The organism is Vampirovibrio sp. (assembly GCF_041737375.1).
Lineage (GTDB): Bacteria > Cyanobacteriota > Vampirovibrionia > Vampirovibrionales > Vampirovibrionaceae > Vampirovibrio.
Genome location: NZ_JBGSRV010000012.1, coordinates 200,083 through 216,500, shown reverse-complemented (window position 1 = coordinate 216,500; position 16,418 = coordinate 200,083). Strand labels below are relative to the sequence as shown.

Genomic DNA, 16,418 nt, shown 5'->3' with positions numbered 1-16,418 from the left:
CATTGCGTTCAACATTGCCACTGGGCCGTTGACTCAATTCCCGCTACAATGGAAATCATCAGGGGATATCAGGGGCTAATTTTCTAATACCAAATTTTTTTAAAACGATTTTTTAAAACGAAGGAGAGGCAATGCAGACTTCCACCGCTACCACGGCTTCCATTATGGCGTTTCAGGCGCTGGTGAATGAAATCCACGACATTCAAGGCACACAAGCCCTGCTGGGTTGGGATCTGGAAACCTACATGCCGGAAAAAGGCGGCGCCTTCAGGGCCAAGCAAATGGCCACCCTGGCCAAAATTTCTCACAACTTAATGACCAGCCCGGAAATGGAAGATCACTTGCGGCACCTGCGCCAACCCGGCGTACTGGAAAAACTGGATACCATGAGTCAGGCCTTGGTGAGGGAAGTGGGCCGGGTGTTTGATAAAAGCAAGAAAACCCCCATTGAGCTGCTTCAGGAAATGGTGGAAACCACAACCGAGGCCCATAAAATCTGGGTAGAGGCCCGTAGCAATAAAAACTTCAAGCAGTTTGAGCCGGTGCTTCGCAAAATCATTTCCCTGAATCAGCGCATGGCCGAGGCCCAGGGCTATGAGGAATCGCCCTATGATGCCCTGCTGGATGAGTATGAGCCGGGATTAACCGTAAAGCAGCTAGACCCGGTTTTCGCCAAGCTAAAAGCTGATATTGTGCCGTTGCTGCAAGCCATTCAACAATCGGGGCACACCCCGGAAACCGGCTTTATCAACGAAGGCTTTTTCCCCGTGGAAAAACAGCTGCAATTTTCTCAAATGGTGCTGCGGGAAATGGGCTTTGATTTTGAGGCCGGTCGGCTGGATTTGGCCCCCCACCCCTTTTCATCCGGCTCCAGCACCATGGATGTACGCCTGACCACCCGTGTGGACGAGCGGGACGTGTTTTCAGCCCTCTCTTCCTCCATGCATGAGGGCGGACATGGCATGTACGAGCAAGGGGTCAACCCGGCCCTGAACCGCACCCCCCTAGCGGAAGGCACCTCGCTGGGCATTCATGAATCTCAGTCCCGGCTGTGGGAAAATCAGGTGGGGCGCTCCAGGGCCTTTTGGTCGCATTATTTGCCCAAGCTGCAAGCCACCTTCCCGGAGTTGGGAAGCGTGTCGCTGGAGAAGTTTTATAGTGGCATTAACCGGGTACGGCCCTCCTTCATTCGGGTGGAATCGGATGAAGTGACCTACAACCTGCACATTATGGTGCGCTACGAAATTGAAAAAGCCCTGATTGAAGGCACCATGAAGGTGAACGAAGTGCCAGAAGCCTGGGCCGCCAAAATGCAGGACTATTTAGGCATTACCCCGGCTCATGACGCCGAGGGCGCTTTGCAGGACATTCACTGGTCTCACGGCTCCTTTGGTTATTTCCCCACCTATACGCTGGGCAATTTGTATTCCGCCCAGTTTTTCCACACCGCCAAACAGCAAAACCCGGCGCTGGAGAGCCAGATAAGCCAAGGCAATTTACTGGCCCTAAAAACCTGGCTGAATCAGGAAATTCATGCCGTGGGCAAAATGGAATCGGCGGCCACCATTGTGCAACGCGTCACCGGCGAACCCCTGAACGCCAGCTACTTTGTGGATTACCTCTGGCAAAAATACGGCGAAATTTTTAACATTCAGCGTTAGAAAGCAAGCCTTGAGAAAAAACCCCGGCAACCTGAAAAGATGCCGGGGTTTTTGATCTGTTTTTATTAAAATTTCAGTGAATTCATTTCTATCCGTGCAGGATCATGGTTTTTAGGCGATCATCGACCACGGCCCAGTTTACGTTGTTCATGAAGGCTTCCAGGTAGGCGGGGCGCTTGGTGCCGAAATCGATCATGTAGGCATGCTCGTACACATCCAGCACCAGCAGCGGAATGACATTGACCGGCACCCCCTGATTGTGCAGATCCAGCCCGTAGTTATGTATGCGGTGATCGCGCATATTATAACCGGTCAAAGCCCAGCCCCGAGAGGATTTCCCCACCGCCAGCAGGTGATTGACGTAGTTATCCCAAGTGCCGAATTCCTGAGTAAAAATTTTGTGAACCATCTCGGTTTCAGTGGCTTTTTTCTTGGCGCCGCCAATGTTCTCAAAATAGTATTCGTGCAAAATGACCCCGTTCAGGGCGTAGGTTTGCTCGGCATGCAGCTCCCGGTAAGGGCTGTAGGTGGCGTTCATTTTTTCCAAATCGGGCTGCATGGCGTGAATTTGGGTTTCAATGTCGTTGATTTTACCCACATACCCTTTGTACAACCCCAGATGCTGTTCCAGCTGGTTTTGGCTAATGCCTTCCACCGTGGATAAATTGGGGAAGGTTTTAGCCTGAATGGCTTCCTTGGCATCATAAGCATGCATGGGGTGATCTGAGGGCATGATCAGGCCTTTGGCAGCGGGTTTGGCCGGGGGCTTAACGGGCGGGGCGGCATGGGCGCTTAACCCAAACTGGCTGAGGGCCAGGGCGCTTCCCCCCACGGCAGCGGCCATTTTCAAAAAATCCCGGCGAGCGATGGGTGGGTTGGGGGCCAACGGGGACGGATGGATACCGTTGTTGTCACTACTCTGTGTCATACAAACACTCCTCTACTCTTTCAACAAAGCTTTTTGCTGTGGGTCGAATACTCTCTGACTAATTTGCCATAAGCAACCAGAGAGATTAGCGCTATTTTGCAACAAACCCGGCCAACTGCCTATGCGCCAAAGCACACTCCAGCTCAGCCATAAAGCCAACCTTGCCGGTGAGGGCCAGTTGAAGGGGTAAGCGGTTACAGCTTGCCCAACACTTCCAGCTTCTCTTTCAACAGGGTGAGGGCGCTGTAGTTAGACAAATTGTAATGCACCGGGGACACGGACACCATGTTGTTGCGAATGGCCTCTACATCGGTGCCTTCGGCTTCGCCGGTTTCAATTACTTCGCCAGCCAGCCAGTAGTAAACGCCCCCACGGGGGTCTACCCGACGCTCGTAGCTATCCGTATACATCCGGGTACCAAGTTCCGCAATTTGCACCCCCGCAAAATGATGCCGGGACACTGCCGGAATATTCACGTTCAAAATACTTTTGGCCGGAATGCCCACTTTCATGGCCAAGGGTAAAAACTCGGCAATGAACTCCGCCCCATGGCTAAAATCGGCCAGCTTATCCGAGCCATTCACCAGCGAAACCGCGATACTGGGAATGCCGTGAATGGCCCCCTCTAAGGCGGCGCTGACCGTGCCTGAATAAATCACATCGGAACCCAGATTGGGGCCATGATTAATGCCAGAAACCACCAAATCAATCTTCACATCCAGCAAAGCGTTCAAGGCCAGTTTCACGCAATCGCTGGGTGTTCCACTGGTGGAAAACGCTTTGGCCACCGGAAACTTCATTTCAACTTCATCAATACGAATGGGCTTGTGCAGGGTCAGGGCGTGCCCCATGGCGCTGCGCTCCCGATCGGGGGCCACCACGTACACTTCGTACTGTTGGGATAATTTAGCGGCCAGTGTTTGCAGGCCCGTGGCAAAAATGCCATCGTCATTGGAAATCAGAATTTTCAGCATAACCCTAGTGTAATACGGCAAGGGCCTGCAAGGGAAGGGGAAAAAAGCGCCCTGCCTGTATGAACCCATTTGAGTGAACCAATCGTGAATCCATAAAGAAGTTAACGGATTTAAAACCGACCCATTAGTAACTGAAGTGAATCAACCATTTCAAACGGGTTCTCACCGATTGGCCTCTGCAAGTGAAAAAGTAGTTTTGAAGTTGATTGATCATAGTCATATTAACGTCCCCTTTGGCTTGGGTGGAAAACTGATACTCTCATCGTAACCAATTCGCCCGCCCCATTGCAGAGCCACATGGTCAAACCTGACATAGACCATCAGGTGAATCCGCATTGGAAAATCAGAAAAAGGCCATCGTATTCTGCAATACAATGGCCTTTTAAACACCCTTAAAGGCTACTTGATAATGGCTGCCAGCACCGCTTTTTGGGCATGCAGCCGGTTTTCGGCCTGCTCAAAAATAATATCGGCGTGTTTTTCCAGCACCTCGGCGGTAATTTCCTCGCCCCGGTGCGCTGGCAAGCAGTGCAGCACAATGGCTTCCGGCAAGGCCAGGGCCATGTTTTCCGCATTCACCTGATACTCCCTGAATACCTTCTTGCGGGCCTCGGCCTCGGCCTCTTGCCCCATGCTGGCCCACACATCGGTGTACACGGCAGAGGCGTTTTTCACCGCCGATTTCACGTCATCGGAAATCACCACAGTGGCCCCACTCACGGCGCCCAGTTCCTGCGCCTTTTTGGTAATTTCCGGCTGAGGCTGATAGCCCGAGGGGCTGGCAATGGTGACATCCATACCCACCATGGCGCAACCCAGCATCAAGCTGTGGGCCATGTTGTTGCCATCGCCAACGTAGGTGAGTTTTCGACCCTTCAGGTTGCCGAATTTTTCCTGCACGGTCAGCAAATCCGCCAGAACCTGACAAGGGTGATAATCATCGGTCAGCCCGTTGATAATAGGCACATCGGACCACTGGGCCAGTTCTTCCACATCCTGATGGGCAAAGGTACGAATCATGACGCAATCCACATAGCGGGCCAGGGTACGGGCGGTATCGGCGATGGTTTCCCGCACTCCCAAATTAATTTCCTCTTTCCGCAACATAAAGGGGTGAGCGCCCAAGTCAAAAATACCAACTTCAAAGCTAACCCGGGTGCGGTTACTGGGCTTTTCAAAGTACATGGCCACGCTGCGGCCTTCCAGCAGTTTGTGAGGGGTTTTGCTGCGCTTGAGTTGCTTGAGTTGCGCCGCTAAGGTTAATAACTCCTGAAGTTCCTCCGGGGAGTATTCCAGAAAATTGAGAAAATCCCGACCTTTCAGGTACGTGGGCAACACCGGGGCATCCAGGATGGCAGACATAGCAGCAGAAACTCCTCTCTCAAACAAAGGCCCCTTTCATGCAGGGACAATAAGGGCATTTTACCCGAAATTAGTGGGAAACAACGAAAATCCGAATCTCAGAAAACAAAACGTGAAAAACAAAGCATTCCATTAGACAATAAACTCGAACCTCATTTTCCCCATTGCCAAAGGAGCTTCTCGCCCGATGAAAAAAGCACTGATTGCCCTGAGCGTGGCCTTGATTTTACTGGGACTGTATCAGCAATCTCAAATCGCCAGCCTGAAGCAGGATTATAAAATGCTGAACACCGATCGACTGAATTTGCTCAGCCGGGTGCGGGCGCTGGAAGCCCAAAATCAGCAGGTACTGACCACTCTGGAACAAATGGATTCCCGAGTGGGGTATATGGACAGCAAGGTAAAAGGGGTGATTGATACCAACGCCCAAAGGCCACAACATGCGCTGGAGCGGGTCAATGAACCCAATCAACCGGCAGACCCGGTCGATCCCACTCAAGCCCCCGATTCGGAAGAAGGTGGCGTGCTGAATACCTTGCGCCGGATTTTCCGCTAAACACGCAGCACAAATTGGTGAACGCCGGGGTTTTCATTCAGGGTAAAATACAAGCAATAACAGGAGATCTTTCCATGCCCGACCCACAACCCTTCACCGAAACCACCGCCAGCAATCTTAACCCGAACCCCAGCGCCCAAACCGTAACACCCACTGCCTACGCTGCCAACCCGGATCTCAAACAGGGTTTCCCTAGCAAAGCCATGCAACCCTATCTGGTGGGAGGCGTTATCGTGGCCCTTATCCTGTTTCTGGCTTATCAGCAAACCCAAATCAGCCATCTCAGCTCAGAGTTATCCACCGTAACCGATAGCGTAAAAAGCAGCGATGTGAAAACCCGGCTGGAATCGCAAGAGCATACGCTGGATGAACTGAACACCCGGCTGGCTTATCTGGATTCCAAAATCAACGCCACCGACCAAAAAGCGCAAAGCGCCCTCAGCCGAATTAAGGCCCACGAAGACAGTGATGTCATTGGCAATATGATTAAGGGCCTTAAACAAAGCCTGGGCATCAAATAGAGCGTTCTCAAGCGGGTTGGCCCACCGGTGCGAGCTGTCTGCTTCACCTTTGCAAGCGGGTGAGCCTCGGCATATAATGGCACTGATAGACCCCATGTAAGTCCCCAGTATCAAGTCTCCCGTGTGAAGTCCTCCGTATTCAAGGCAAGCGATTAGATTGGAATGAGTATGATTACCGTAAAACTCCCCGATGGTACCGAGAAATCCTTACAGGATGGAGCCACCACCGAGGATCTGGCCCAATCCATTGGCGCAGGGCTGGCCCGTGCCGCCATGGCCTCCGTTGTAAACGGTGTGGTAAAGGACTTGCGAACCCCTTTAAGCAACGGGGATACGGTTCGTATTTTAACCAAGAAAGATGCCGAATCCATTGATGTTTTGCGCCACTCGGCCGCCCATATTCTGGCTCAGGCGGTTCAAAGCCTTTGGCCCGGAACCAAAGTGGCCACCGGCCCTTCCATTGAAAACGGCTTTTACTACGATTTGGACATTCCCGAGCATAAACTCAGCCCGGATGACTTTCCTAAAATTGAAGCCGAAATGCAGCGCATTGCCAAAGAAGCCCAGCGCTTTGAGCGCTTTGTGATTCCCGATGTGGAAGCCCGCATTGCCGAATTTAAAAGCACCGGCGAGCGTTATAAAGCGGAAATTCTGGAAAAATATAAAGACGCCCCCGAAAGCACCCTGTACATTAATAAAGACGCCAAAACGGGCGAAGATCTCTGGTTTGACTTGTGCGAAGGCCCCCACTTGCCGGACAGCTCATGGCTGAAGGCCTTTAAAATTCTGAGTGTGGCGGGCGCTTACTGGCGAGGGGATGCCAATAACCCCATGTTGCAACGGGTCTACGCCACCGCCTTCTGGGATCAAAAAGAAGTGGACGCCTACCTGCACCAGATGGAAGAGGCCGATAAACGGGATCACCGCAAGCTTTCCAAGGAATACGACCTGTTCAGCATTGAAGAGGAAGTGGGTTCCGGCCTAATTTTGTGGCACCCCAATTTAGCCACCGTGCGAGAAGAGCTGGAAAATTACTGGCGCAAGGAGCATCGCAAACGGGGCTACGATTTGGTGTACACCCCGCATATCGCCAAACGGGACTTATGGGACATTTCCGGCCACACCGGCTTTTACATGGAAAACATGTACACCATGGAAATCGACGATCAGGAATATATCGTCAAACCCATGAACTGCCCCATGCACGTTTTAATTTACAAGGGCCGCATTCGCAGCTACCGGGAATTGCCGTTGCGCCTGAGCGAGCTGGGTACCGTGTATCGTTACGAAAAATCGGGCACCATGCACGGATTGAGCCGGGTACGGGGCTTCACGCAAGATGACGCCCACCTGTTCTGCCGCATTGATCAAATTCGCAGCGAAGTAGTAGAAGTGATTCGCTTTGTGGATGACACCCTGAAAATGTTTGACATGAGCTTTGAAGTGGAGCTGTCCACCCGTCCTGAAAAATGCATTGGCGATATCGCCATCTGGGATCAGGCGGAACAGGCCCTGAAAGAGGCGCTGGAAGAATACGGCCTGAAGTATGAAGTGAACGCAGGCGACGGCGCTTTTTATGGCCCCAAAATTGACTTCAAGCTGAAGGACGCCATTGGCAGAACCTGGCAATGTTCTACCGTTCAGCTGGATTTCAACCTGCCGGAACGCTTTGACCTGAAATACACCGATAAAGACGGACAGGGCAAGCGCCCCATTATGATTCACCGGGCTATTTTTGGTAGTCTGGAGCGCTTTGCGGGTACCCTGATTGAGCATTACACCGGCGCGTTCCCCGCATGGCTGGCCCCCCAACAGGTGGCCATTCTGCCCATTGCCGATCGCCATGTGGAATACGCCCAACAAGTGGAAGCCAGCTTACGGGCCGAAATGGTGCGAGCCAAAACCGATTTGGCCAACGAGGGCATCGGCCACAAAATCCGTCAGGCCCAACTGGCTAAAATTCCCTACATGCTGATTATTGGGGACAAAGAACTGGAAGCCAATCAGGTGGCGGTGCGTAGCCGCTCGGAAGGCGACTTGGGCGCAGTGGCGGCCAGCGAGTTTATGGCCCAAATCAAGGCCGAAATTGAATCCAAGGGCAAGCAGATGGTACACGTCCCTCAAAAGGTAGGTTAGCTGAATGCTGCGTTGGTTGACCCGAACCCGATGGTTCCCACTCCTGCTAACCCTGTTGCTATGCCTGCCCAACGCCTTTGCGGCGGGTAGCCTGAGTGATTTGGAAGTGCGGGCCCTGCTAAAAGGCAGTTGGCAGCAGTACAAGGATACCTTTGTGCAAGCCGACGGGCGGGTGATCGACTACAACGGCAACATCAGCACCTCGGAAGGGCAGGCTTACGCCATGCTGCGGGCCTTTTGGCTCAGAGACAAAACCACTTTCGATAAAACCTACCAGTGGGCCAAGGACAATTTGCAAATTCCACGGGGCGATCATTTGTTTTCATGGAAATGGGGACAAAAGGCCGATCAAACCTGGGGCGCTTTGGACACCACCAGCGCCACGGATGCCGATCAGGACATTGCTTTGGCCTTGCTGCTGGCCCATAAGGAATGGAACGATCCGGCTTATGAGCAAGACGCCCAGCTGATTTTAGATGAAATCTGGGATCGCCTGACCATCAACGCCCCACTGGGTCGGGTGCTGCTGCCCGGAGACTGGCCCAAAAAGGGGCGCACCTACCAGATTAACCCTTCTTACTTTGCCCCCTACGCTTACCGGGTGTTTGCGGAAGTGGATGACGATCATGACTGGACGCTGCTGATTGATTCCTCCTACGAAATTATGACCCGTTCGGTGGCCCAGACCGATACCGGCCTGATACCGGATTGGGTGGAAATTTCCATGGATAACGACAATATCCGGCTTTATCAGGACCCTGCCGATGAGCGCAGCGATTTTGGCTATGAAGCCATTCGGGCCTATTGGCGGGTGGGGCTGGACGCCCTGATGAATCCGCTGGAAAAGCGGGCCACCTTGCTTTTAAAACAAAAAAACATGCTGCCCCGCTACTGGAAAATCCGTAAGGATATGCCGGTTTCCATTACCTGGGATGGCATTGTGCGGCACCCTCAATTACAATCGGGGGCCATTTACGGGGCGGTTTTCCCCAGCATGTACATTCAGGATCAGCGCCTGGCCGAAGAGATGCTGCAAAAGAGAATTGTGCCTAATTTAAAACCCGGTGGGGAGTGGAACACCAAAAACGATTACTATGCCCAAAATTGGCTGTGGTGCGGACTGGGGCTTTATAACGTGTATCTGGAGCCGCCCCGCTTCAGTCGAGGCTCTGCCATTGGCCGCCTCACTCGTCTGCTGTCGCTTAGTCCCACCGAGGTTTACTAAACACAGGCCCTAAGCGGTTTTTGGTAGCTGAAGCGCTGCCATGTTTCTAATTGTTAAAATCGCGCATTAAAACCCTCAACTTCTCAGGCTTTCTGCCGATACCCAGTTATTACCTGTTTCCGCCTGTCAAATCGTTGGGAGCTCACTCGCCTATGCAACATCGCTGGTACGATAAAAACCCAACGCTTTCTATGGCCATCAGCCTGCTGCAAAACGCCTCTCATCTGCATCAGGAAATGGCCGCTCAGTATTTGTTTTCGGTCATGAAAAACCAGGGCATCCTGGATTCAGCGGCCCTCAGCACCCAAACCGGGCGCATTCAGTTTTTATTCCCTACTTTTCGGCGCAACCGCTTTGAAATTCATGCCAGACATTTGGTAGAAGTGATTAAGCATTTATCCGATGAGCATCAACAGGATCTGGCCGTCCAGCTCATTAATTATATTTATATGCTGGATTGCGGCATGAGCGATTTTCCTTTACCCGAGCGGGAAGAAGCCCTTTCTATTCAGCAGCATGAATTGGGGTAATAAAGCCCAGCCAGAATAGGCGTTGGGACAGCCTTTGATTGGCCCCCAGCGTTATTGAATCAAAAAACCAGAGCCTGATTGAATGCAATCAGGCTCTGGTTTTTTGTTTGGGGAAAATCATGGGGGTTCAAACGGTTCTGAGCGTGGGCAAAATGCCTTGCGTGTCGCTTCGTAACAAGATCGGGAATCGAGGCAATTCCTCTCTTTTGTTTGTTTTTTTATAAATATAACAATCGAGATGAGTGTATCAGCATCTTGCGTGATTGTCTCTGGACAGAAAGAGAGAAAGACTCAATGACTGAAATTGAACTGTCTTTAACATTAGGATTAACCATAGAGCCCGAGCAAAACAAAGTACAGATGGACCCCCTCATTCAGGCTGAAATTATGTACCTGAAGCACATTTTTATGATCAACAAAATGCAGACTCTGGAAGTGGGTCGTGCTAACCCCGATTTCTGGGCCGATTTGCTCCCCTGGCACAGCGCCAACTAGGCTTCAATCGCTTTATTTTGCAGCATCCGCCCAAGCCGTGGATTTTAATATCAAAAAAACAGCTCGCCGAGTATGCGAGCTGTTTTTTTGAAGCCTGCTTTTTACAACGCGTTGAGCGTTAAGGGATGAGAGGGTAAATCCTCTTGCAACATGCCCATTTCATAGGCCAGCTGGATTTGAGCCAGATTGCTTTGCAAACGAGATTCAATCAGAGCCGAGTTGGCTTTGGCCAGCTCTTTTTGACCGTCCAGCACATCTTTGGCGCTACTAAACCCGGCCTTGTTGCTAACCTCCAGCTGACGAACCAGCTCTAACACCAACTCATAACGCTGCTGAGCCAGCTCCAGAGTTTTTTGCGACGTCTGGAACTGGGCATAGGCCCGTCTGGTGGCTACCGAAACCAGCGCCAACCCTTCTTCCCCCCGCATTTCCAACTGGGCCAATTCGGCTTCGTGCTTGCGCTTGTCATTGCCAAAGCTGGCCTTCACCAACTTCAACAAAGCCTCTTTGCGAAATTTAAATTCCTGAATATCCGGGCGAGACAAAGCGGCCTTCTGAGCCATGGCCAGCGTGACCTGAGCAGGCAGTAACCGGAGGCTAGGCACCTTGTTAATCTCATTGCGCAAACTAACCTCTTCAGGCACCAGGGCTTGATCCTCAGAAAGGCCCAGATGGTTGGCCAAGGACAGAGATGCCGTATAGTAGGCGGCATCCGCGTTTAAATAAAGTTGATAGCGATCAATCAGCGCCATTTGGGTCTGGGTCAATCCAAAGCGATCGGATTCCCCGCTCAAAAAACGACGCTCTTCCAGATTGAGCTGGTTCCGTCCCTGCTCAATGGCCTCAAAGGCCAAATACTTGGCCAAATAAGCCTGCGTAAGAGCCAAATACCGATTGGCCCCTTCCAGCAGCGCCTGCTGTTGAACCACTTGCACGTGAGACTTAGCCGCCTGAACCTGAAAGGCTTCCGCCTGCTTTAACAGGCCCAGTTGAATAGGGTTTAACAAAAGCAAAGGGTTCGATTCCAGCAATTCACGGGCCTGAGTCTCAGCCTCTGTCACCTGGGTTTTGGCCTGCATAATAGAGAGATTACCCGCTGCGGTGGTTTTAAATACTTTGTCCAGCCCTATTTTTTGTAAGTCGTCTGATTTTCCGTAAAGCGGGGCGGGCTGCCACTTCAGGCGCAATACCTCAGCCATGGCCGGGGAGTTTTGCAATTCAGGCATTTCCCGATTTTTAACGCCAAGGCGCACCGACTTGACCGACTCAGGCTGATTTTTGGCGGGAGAGGACTTAAAAAAATCCAGCGGCATGGCCAAAGCCTGCTGCTCCTCTCGGGGGGACACTTGGGGAGGCAGGGGATCCGCCGCCGCCGCCAGCCCACTAAAACCAAGGGTCATAGCGCTCACCAGCAACCCACCTAACCAATATGCTCTCTGATTCATCAAAAGTCCGCTCATATCTCGCCTTACCAAAATTCAATCAGGGTCATCATTCGTAATCATCGTATTTACATTCACCACAGGAACGCCGCTTCTCATTTTACCGCCTGTGGCCCAAATTCAGAATAGTACGCTTCGCAAACGGGTTTGCGGCAAGGTTAATTAATCTGCTTGTTAAAGCGCAAAATACTGGCCCCCAGCATCCCAATGGCCATGGCCAGCAAAATAACGGTTTGCAGCATTAATTCGGCGCCCCCCACCCCTTTGATAACCACCCCCCGGATAATTTCCAGATAATAGGTTAAGGGCAGGGAATAACTGACAATTTTAATGAACCAGGGCATGGGTTCCAGCGGAAACACAAAGCCGGTGAGTAACAAACTGGGCAGAAAAATGGCCATGGTCAGCTGAATGGCCTGTACCTGGGTTTTACACAACACCGAAATCAGCAAGCCAATGCCCAAAGAGGTCAGGATAAAAATCATGGAGGCAAAACATAAAAAGAAAAAGCTGCCCGAAATGCTGATATTAAAGAACCAGACCATCACCCCCAGGGTCAGCATCATGTCCAGAAAGCCAATAAAGGCATAGGGCAACACCTTGCCCAGCATCAAGTCAGGCACCTTCACCGGGCTCACCATCAATTGCTCCAGCGTACCCGATTCTCGCTCTCGCACCACCGCAAAACTGGTGAATAGAATGGTAAGCATGTGCATCACAATGGCCAAAATGGCTGGCACCAAGTAATAAGCCGATGACATTTTGGGGTTGTATAACACCTTGGCATTCAGGTTCACCCCGGCTCCAAAGCCGCTCTCGCCCACCTGTAAGCCTGCGTTATACAGGAGTTTGCGGTTGTGGTTCAACACCACCTGGCTGGCCCCATCCACAATGGTTTTGGCAATGGTCCCCTGAGTGCCGTCCACAATAATATTTAACTGGGGGGCCTCAGCGCCCGACAGCGCTTTTTCCGAGTAATCGGGCGGAATCACAATGCCCACCCGGTAACTGCCATTGCGAATTTTTTGCATCATGTCCTGATAAGAAGCCGCCTGATCCAGATCAAACAGGGTGCTGTTCTGAAAATCAGACAGCAGCTCACGAGAGGCGCTGCTTTTGTCGTAATTCACCACCACGGTGGCAATGTGCTTTAAGTCGCGCTGCACCGCCAAACCAGTAACCATCAGCTGAATAACCGGCAAGGCAATGATAAACATCACCAAATAGGGGTCCCTCAGCAGTTGAATGATCTCTTTGCGAAAAATAGACTGAATGCCCGCCCAGCTCAGCCCCAAAAACTCGCCCCGTCGCAACGCTTCAAGCATTGGAATTTGCCTCCCGTTTGGATTCATCCGGCTCGTCATCGTCAAAACCACTGGCAGACACTTTACTGGCGGCACTCAAGGCCCGCTGACGACTCTCATCCTCAGCCATACTGGCCTTGGTCAGAGTCACAAACACGTCTTCCAGCGAAGGCTCAATTTCACGAATTTGCTGCACCTGAACCTCGGTTCGGGCCAAATCGTAGCCAATTTTGCTCAAAACGTCCCCGTCTTCGCTCACCACATGCAGCGCTTGCCCAAAAATGGTGACATCCTGAACATAGGGCAAGGCTTTAATTTGGTTAAAGGTTTTAACCAAGGGCTTACACAGCACTTCTAATCGAATATTACCTTGTCCCACCACGGCTTTGGCGTGTTTTAACTCTTCCAGCCCGCCACTCACAATGAGTTTGGAGTTATAAATATAGCCCAAACTGCTGCAACGCTCGGCTTCATCCATATAGTGGGTAGTCACAAACAGGGTAACCCCGTTGCTGGCCAGGGTAAACAACAAGTCCCACAGGCCACGACGGGCCACCGGGTCCATAGATGCCGTTGGCTCATCCAGAAAAATAATTTCGGGCTGATGCACCAGGGCGCAACAAAGCGCCAAGCGCTGCTTCCAGCCCCCTGATAGCTGACGGGCCAAAAATCCCCGGTAATGCCCAATGCCCACCAGCTCAATCACTTCATCTTTGCGCTTTTTGGCCCCCGGGCCTTTTACCCCGTAAAGCTGGGAGTAGAAATCAATATTCTCTTTAACCGTTAAATCCTCGTAAAGGCTGAATTTTTGGGGCATGTACCCAATTTTGCCCCGAATCCGCTCAGGGTCCCGGCGCACATCAATGCCACTCACAATGGCCTTGCCGGAAGTGGGGGTCAGCAATCCGCACAGCATTTTAATGGTGGTGGATTTCCCGGAACCATTGGGACCCAGAAACCCGAAAATCTCGCCCTGCTCAATTCGCAAATTCAGATGATCCACGGCCACTTTGTCGCCAAAGGTACGCACCAGATTTTCTGTAATAATGGCAGGCTCAGCCAGAAGGGTTCGAGGTTGAGTTTCGGCAGAAAGGGTCATGGGGTTATCAAAGCCTATGGCTAGCGGACGGAGACTTGCCCTGACAGAGGGAGCATCAGCGTCTGGCAGAAAACTTACGGGTTAAAGTAGACATCCACCTTCATGCCCGGATACAGCATGGTTTTCCCGGATACATCCTTGTTGGCGATGTTGATTTTGAGCCGAAAGGTGGACTCTTCGCTACTGCTATCGCCACCGCTGTTGGGCACAAACTCGCTTTTGGGGTTGACCACCGCCACACGGCCTTCAAAGCGGGTGGTTTTACTGCTTTGGGTGACCACCGAAACCGGCGCTCCCGGCTGAATGGACAAGGCCACCAGTTTGGATTCCGGCATATAAACATCGGCCCAAAGCCGATCGTAATCAATAATGGTCACAACCGGGCGTCCAGCGGGCACCAGCTCGCCGGGGGTAACCGCCACCACGCTGACATAACCCACCGAGGGGGCCTGAATGTTCAATTCCCCCAACTGGGCTTCTAGCGCCTTTAGGTTGCTGCGGGCTTTTTCCACATTGGCCGAAGCAATGCTGAACTCTTCCGGCTCGGCGCCTTCCAGCAATTGCCCATATTGGGCCTTGGCGGCGGAAAGCTGAGCGCTGGCAATGCGTTTTTCCTCGCTGCGCCCACCGCTTTTCATTAAACTCAGGGCCGCGTTGGCAGCGTTTAAATTACTTTGGGCGGTTTCAGCGGCAATGGTCAGGCTTTCATATTTCTGGCGAGAAATAATGCCTTCTTCCAGCATCGTTTTGGCGTTTTCAACCGCTTTGCGTGCTTGATCCAACTGATTTTCAGCGATTTGAACCTTGCTTTGGGCCTGAGCCACTTCCTCGGGCCGCCCGCCAGATGACAGCATTTTCAGGCGTTGCTGGGCCTGTTGTACCCCCGCCCCCGCTTGTCGAACCTGACCAATATCAGCACCCTTGGCCAATAATTTTTCCTGAGCCAGCGCCTGGGCCAGTGTGGCCTTAGCATCCGCAATTTTGGCATCCAGATCAGAGCCTTCAAAAATAACCAAAGGCTGGCCCTGCTTCACCATTTGGCCTTCCTGAACCAGAACCTTCAACACACGCCCCCCAAACCGGGAGCCGTTGCGAAATTCTCGGGCTTGTACTTCGCCAGACAGCTTGAATGCGGGCTTGGCAGGCCAGAAATTGAAGAATAGGACCGTGGCGGCAATTAAAACAACCACCACAACCACGCTTGCCACCAATTTAAAGTAGAAAGGCTTAGACATGAAGGTACAGTACTTTTCCAAATTACAAGTTGCATCAATTATACCGAAAGCGGCCCGGAATCGAACCCCTTTTGTGACAATTGATGTTCTGTACCAGAAAAAACACCGCTAGAAAAGGCCACTGCCCTTTTTAAACAGCCGTGCTTCAGTCAAATCCGTGCGCAGGCAAGTTTAAGCCCAAAGACTTTTTGCTCAAAAAAATTAAACCCAACCGGCAATCCGCAAAGCGGACGGCTTATTCCAGATGGTTGTTATCCCGCAAATAGTCTCGCACCTGATTGAGCGAGGCTTGCACAATGCGGGTAATCCGGGAGCTGGATAAGCCCACCATGGCGGCGATATCTTTGACCTGCATATTGCGGTAAAAGCGATATTCCATAATGGTTCGATCTTTGGGAGACAGGCTTTCAATGGCCTTTTTAATGGCCCGACCCAACTCCACAATTTCAAGACTTTCTTCGGGCGTGGCGGAACCATCGCTGATGAAATCGTAGGAAGCGTCCCCATCATGGCCTTCCTGAATGCCCTCGATGGATAGAATGGTTTCATAAATGGCTTCCCGCACATGCTCCTGAGAAGGGGCCGCCGGCGCTACGCCGCCTTCAGTGGTGGGGGGCGTCACTTCTTCTTCCTCGCTGCTTTTGGCATGCTTGAGTGTGTACCACTTGTAGCGAGAGCGTAATTCATTGCGAATGGCCCAACGGGTGGCCGTGGCCATGTAAGAAGTGTTCAGCTTTTCCACTTCCTCGGCGGTTTTGTTTTTAAGCAAAGCCTGAATGGCAATGGCCCCAATGCTGACCAATTCCTCGTAATCCACCATATGCGAAGGAATACGACGGTACTCCACCTTTGCCACCCGCTCCACCAAGGGAAGGAACTGGGTAATGTTCACTTTTCCGGGAACTTTTCTGGGTGATGACACGTTAATTCAGTCCAGCCATTGCGTTGTA

The 16,418-nt window shown here is 51.9% G+C and carries 15 protein-coding genes; 7 read left to right on the top strand and 8 right to left on the bottom strand.

What is annotated here, in order from left to right:
* The first annotated feature begins 131 nt into the window (after positions 1-131).
* A complete protein-coding gene (locus ACEW81_RS09595; RefSeq protein ID WP_373532762.1) occupies positions 132-1,661 on the top strand; it encodes a carboxypeptidase M32 in 1,530 nt (509 codons plus the stop codon).
* Positions 1,662-1,749: 88 nt separating this feature from the next.
* Here ACEW81_RS09595 and ACEW81_RS09590 read toward each other — a convergent pair whose 3' ends face one another.
* The 3 genes from ACEW81_RS09590 to argF all read right to left on the bottom strand — a co-directional run bounded on the left by ACEW81_RS09590 (position 1,750) and on the right by argF (position 4,925).
* Positions 1,750-2,589, bottom strand: coding sequence for a Fe-Mn family superoxide dismutase (locus tag ACEW81_RS09590; RefSeq protein WP_373532761.1), 840 nt, complete (start codon positions 2,587-2,589; stop codon positions 1,750-1,752).
* 194 nt (positions 2,590-2,783) lie between these two features.
* On the bottom strand, positions 2,784-3,560 hold the full coding sequence (surE, locus tag ACEW81_RS09585) for a 5'/3'-nucleotidase SurE (protein ID WP_373532859.1): 777 nt from the start codon (positions 3,558-3,560) through the stop codon (positions 2,784-2,786).
* Positions 3,561-3,962: 402 nt separating this feature from the next.
* Complete coding sequence (gene argF, locus ACEW81_RS09580; protein ID WP_373532760.1) at positions 3,963-4,925, bottom strand: ornithine carbamoyltransferase; 963 nt, start codon at positions 4,923-4,925, stop codon at positions 3,963-3,965.
* 187 nt (positions 4,926-5,112) lie between these two features.
* Here argF and ACEW81_RS09575 point away from each other — a divergent pair, with 187 nt between their 5' ends.
* The 6 genes from ACEW81_RS09575 to ACEW81_RS09550 all read left to right on the top strand — a co-directional run bounded on the left by ACEW81_RS09575 (position 5,113) and on the right by ACEW81_RS09550 (position 10,388).
* Positions 5,113-5,481: a hypothetical protein gene (locus ACEW81_RS09575; protein ID WP_373532759.1), complete on the top strand. Its 369-nt coding sequence runs from the start codon at positions 5,113-5,115 to the stop codon at positions 5,479-5,481.
* A 74-nt stretch (positions 5,482-5,555) separates the two neighbouring features.
* Positions 5,556-6,002 carry a hypothetical protein gene (locus tag ACEW81_RS09570; RefSeq protein ID WP_373532758.1) on the top strand — a complete coding sequence of 149 codons (447 nt, stop codon included), beginning with the start codon at positions 5,556-5,558 and terminating at the stop codon, positions 6,000-6,002.
* Between the two features lie 162 nt (positions 6,003-6,164).
* Positions 6,165-8,138: a threonine--tRNA ligase gene (gene thrS / locus ACEW81_RS09565; RefSeq protein ID WP_373532757.1), complete on the top strand. Its 1,974-nt coding sequence runs from the start codon at positions 6,165-6,167 to the stop codon at positions 8,136-8,138.
* Positions 8,139-8,142: 4 nt separating this feature from the next.
* On the top strand, positions 8,143-9,363 hold the full coding sequence (locus ACEW81_RS09560; protein ID WP_373532756.1) for a family 8 glycosyl hydrolase: 1,221 nt from the start codon (positions 8,143-8,145) through the stop codon (positions 9,361-9,363).
* Between the two features lie 152 nt (positions 9,364-9,515).
* On the top strand, positions 9,516-9,893 hold the full coding sequence (locus tag ACEW81_RS09555; RefSeq protein ID WP_373532755.1) for a hypothetical protein: 378 nt from the start codon (positions 9,516-9,518) through the stop codon (positions 9,891-9,893).
* Between the two features lie 294 nt (positions 9,894-10,187).
* Positions 10,188-10,388 carry a hypothetical protein gene (locus tag ACEW81_RS09550; protein WP_373532754.1) on the top strand — a complete coding sequence of 67 codons (201 nt, stop codon included), beginning with the start codon at positions 10,188-10,190 and terminating at the stop codon, positions 10,386-10,388.
* 101 nt (positions 10,389-10,489) lie between these two features.
* On the opposite strand, the gene ACEW81_RS09545 is transcribed toward ACEW81_RS09550, so the two are convergent.
* From ACEW81_RS09545 to ACEW81_RS09525, 5 genes are all read right to left on the bottom strand, one after another.
* Complete coding sequence (locus ACEW81_RS09545) at positions 10,490-11,788, bottom strand: TolC family protein (RefSeq protein ID WP_373532753.1); 1,299 nt, start codon at positions 11,786-11,788, stop codon at positions 10,490-10,492.
* A 200-nt stretch (positions 11,789-11,988) separates the two neighbouring features.
* Positions 11,989-13,155 (bottom strand): ABC transporter permease, encoded by a 1,167-nt coding sequence (locus ACEW81_RS09540; RefSeq protein ID WP_373532752.1) that lies wholly within the window; start codon positions 13,153-13,155, stop codon positions 11,989-11,991.
* Positions 13,148-14,233 (bottom strand): ABC transporter ATP-binding protein, encoded by a 1,086-nt coding sequence (locus ACEW81_RS09535; RefSeq protein WP_373532751.1) that lies wholly within the window; start codon positions 14,231-14,233, stop codon positions 13,148-13,150. The genes ACEW81_RS09540 and ACEW81_RS09535 overlap by 8 nt, the downstream gene beginning before the upstream one ends.
* Positions 14,234-14,307: 74 nt before the next feature.
* Positions 14,308-15,468: an HlyD family secretion protein gene (locus ACEW81_RS09530; protein WP_373532750.1), complete on the bottom strand. Its 1,161-nt coding sequence runs from the start codon at positions 15,466-15,468 to the stop codon at positions 14,308-14,310.
* A gap of 235 nt (positions 15,469-15,703) precedes the next feature.
* Positions 15,704-16,390, bottom strand: coding sequence for a sigma-70 family RNA polymerase sigma factor (locus tag ACEW81_RS09525; protein ID WP_373532749.1), 687 nt, complete (start codon positions 16,388-16,390; stop codon positions 15,704-15,706).
* Positions 16,391-16,418: the final 28 nt, after the last annotated feature.

Coding starts and splice junctions, on each gene's coding strand:
- ACEW81_RS09575 (WP_373532759.1), top strand. CDS start 5,113: ATGAAAAAAGCACTGATTGCCCTGAGCGTGGCCTTGATTTTACTGGGA.
- ACEW81_RS09570 (WP_373532758.1), top strand. CDS start 5,556: ATGCCCGACCCACAACCCTTCACCGAAACCACCGCCAGCAATCTTAAC.
- ACEW81_RS09595 (WP_373532762.1), top strand. CDS start 132: ATGCAGACTTCCACCGCTACCACGGCTTCCATTATGGCGTTTCAGGCG.
- thrS (WP_373532757.1), top strand. CDS start 6,165: ATGAGTATGATTACCGTAAAACTCCCCGATGGTACCGAGAAATCCTTA.
- ACEW81_RS09530 (WP_373532750.1), bottom strand. CDS start 15,468: ATGTCTAAGCCTTTCTACTTTAAATTGGTGGCAAGCGTGGTTGTGGTG.
- ACEW81_RS09535 (WP_373532751.1), bottom strand. CDS start 14,233: ATGACCCTTTCTGCCGAAACTCAACCTCGAACCCTTCTGGCTGAGCCT.
- ACEW81_RS09590 (WP_373532761.1), bottom strand. CDS start 2,589: ATGACACAGAGTAGTGACAACAACGGTATCCATCCGTCCCCGTTGGCC.
- ACEW81_RS09550 (WP_373532754.1), top strand. CDS start 10,188: ATGACTGAAATTGAACTGTCTTTAACATTAGGATTAACCATAGAGCCC.
- ACEW81_RS09545 (WP_373532753.1), bottom strand. CDS start 11,788: ATGACCCTTGGTTTTAGTGGGCTGGCGGCGGCGGCGGATCCCCTGCCT.
- ACEW81_RS09555 (WP_373532755.1), top strand. CDS start 9,516: ATGCAACATCGCTGGTACGATAAAAACCCAACGCTTTCTATGGCCATC.
- ACEW81_RS09540 (WP_373532752.1), bottom strand. CDS start 13,155: ATGCTTGAAGCGTTGCGACGGGGCGAGTTTTTGGGGCTGAGCTGGGCG.
- argF (WP_373532760.1), bottom strand. CDS start 4,925: ATGTCTGCCATCCTGGATGCCCCGGTGTTGCCCACGTACCTGAAAGGT.
- ACEW81_RS09560 (WP_373532756.1), top strand. CDS start 8,143: ATGCTGCGTTGGTTGACCCGAACCCGATGGTTCCCACTCCTGCTAACC.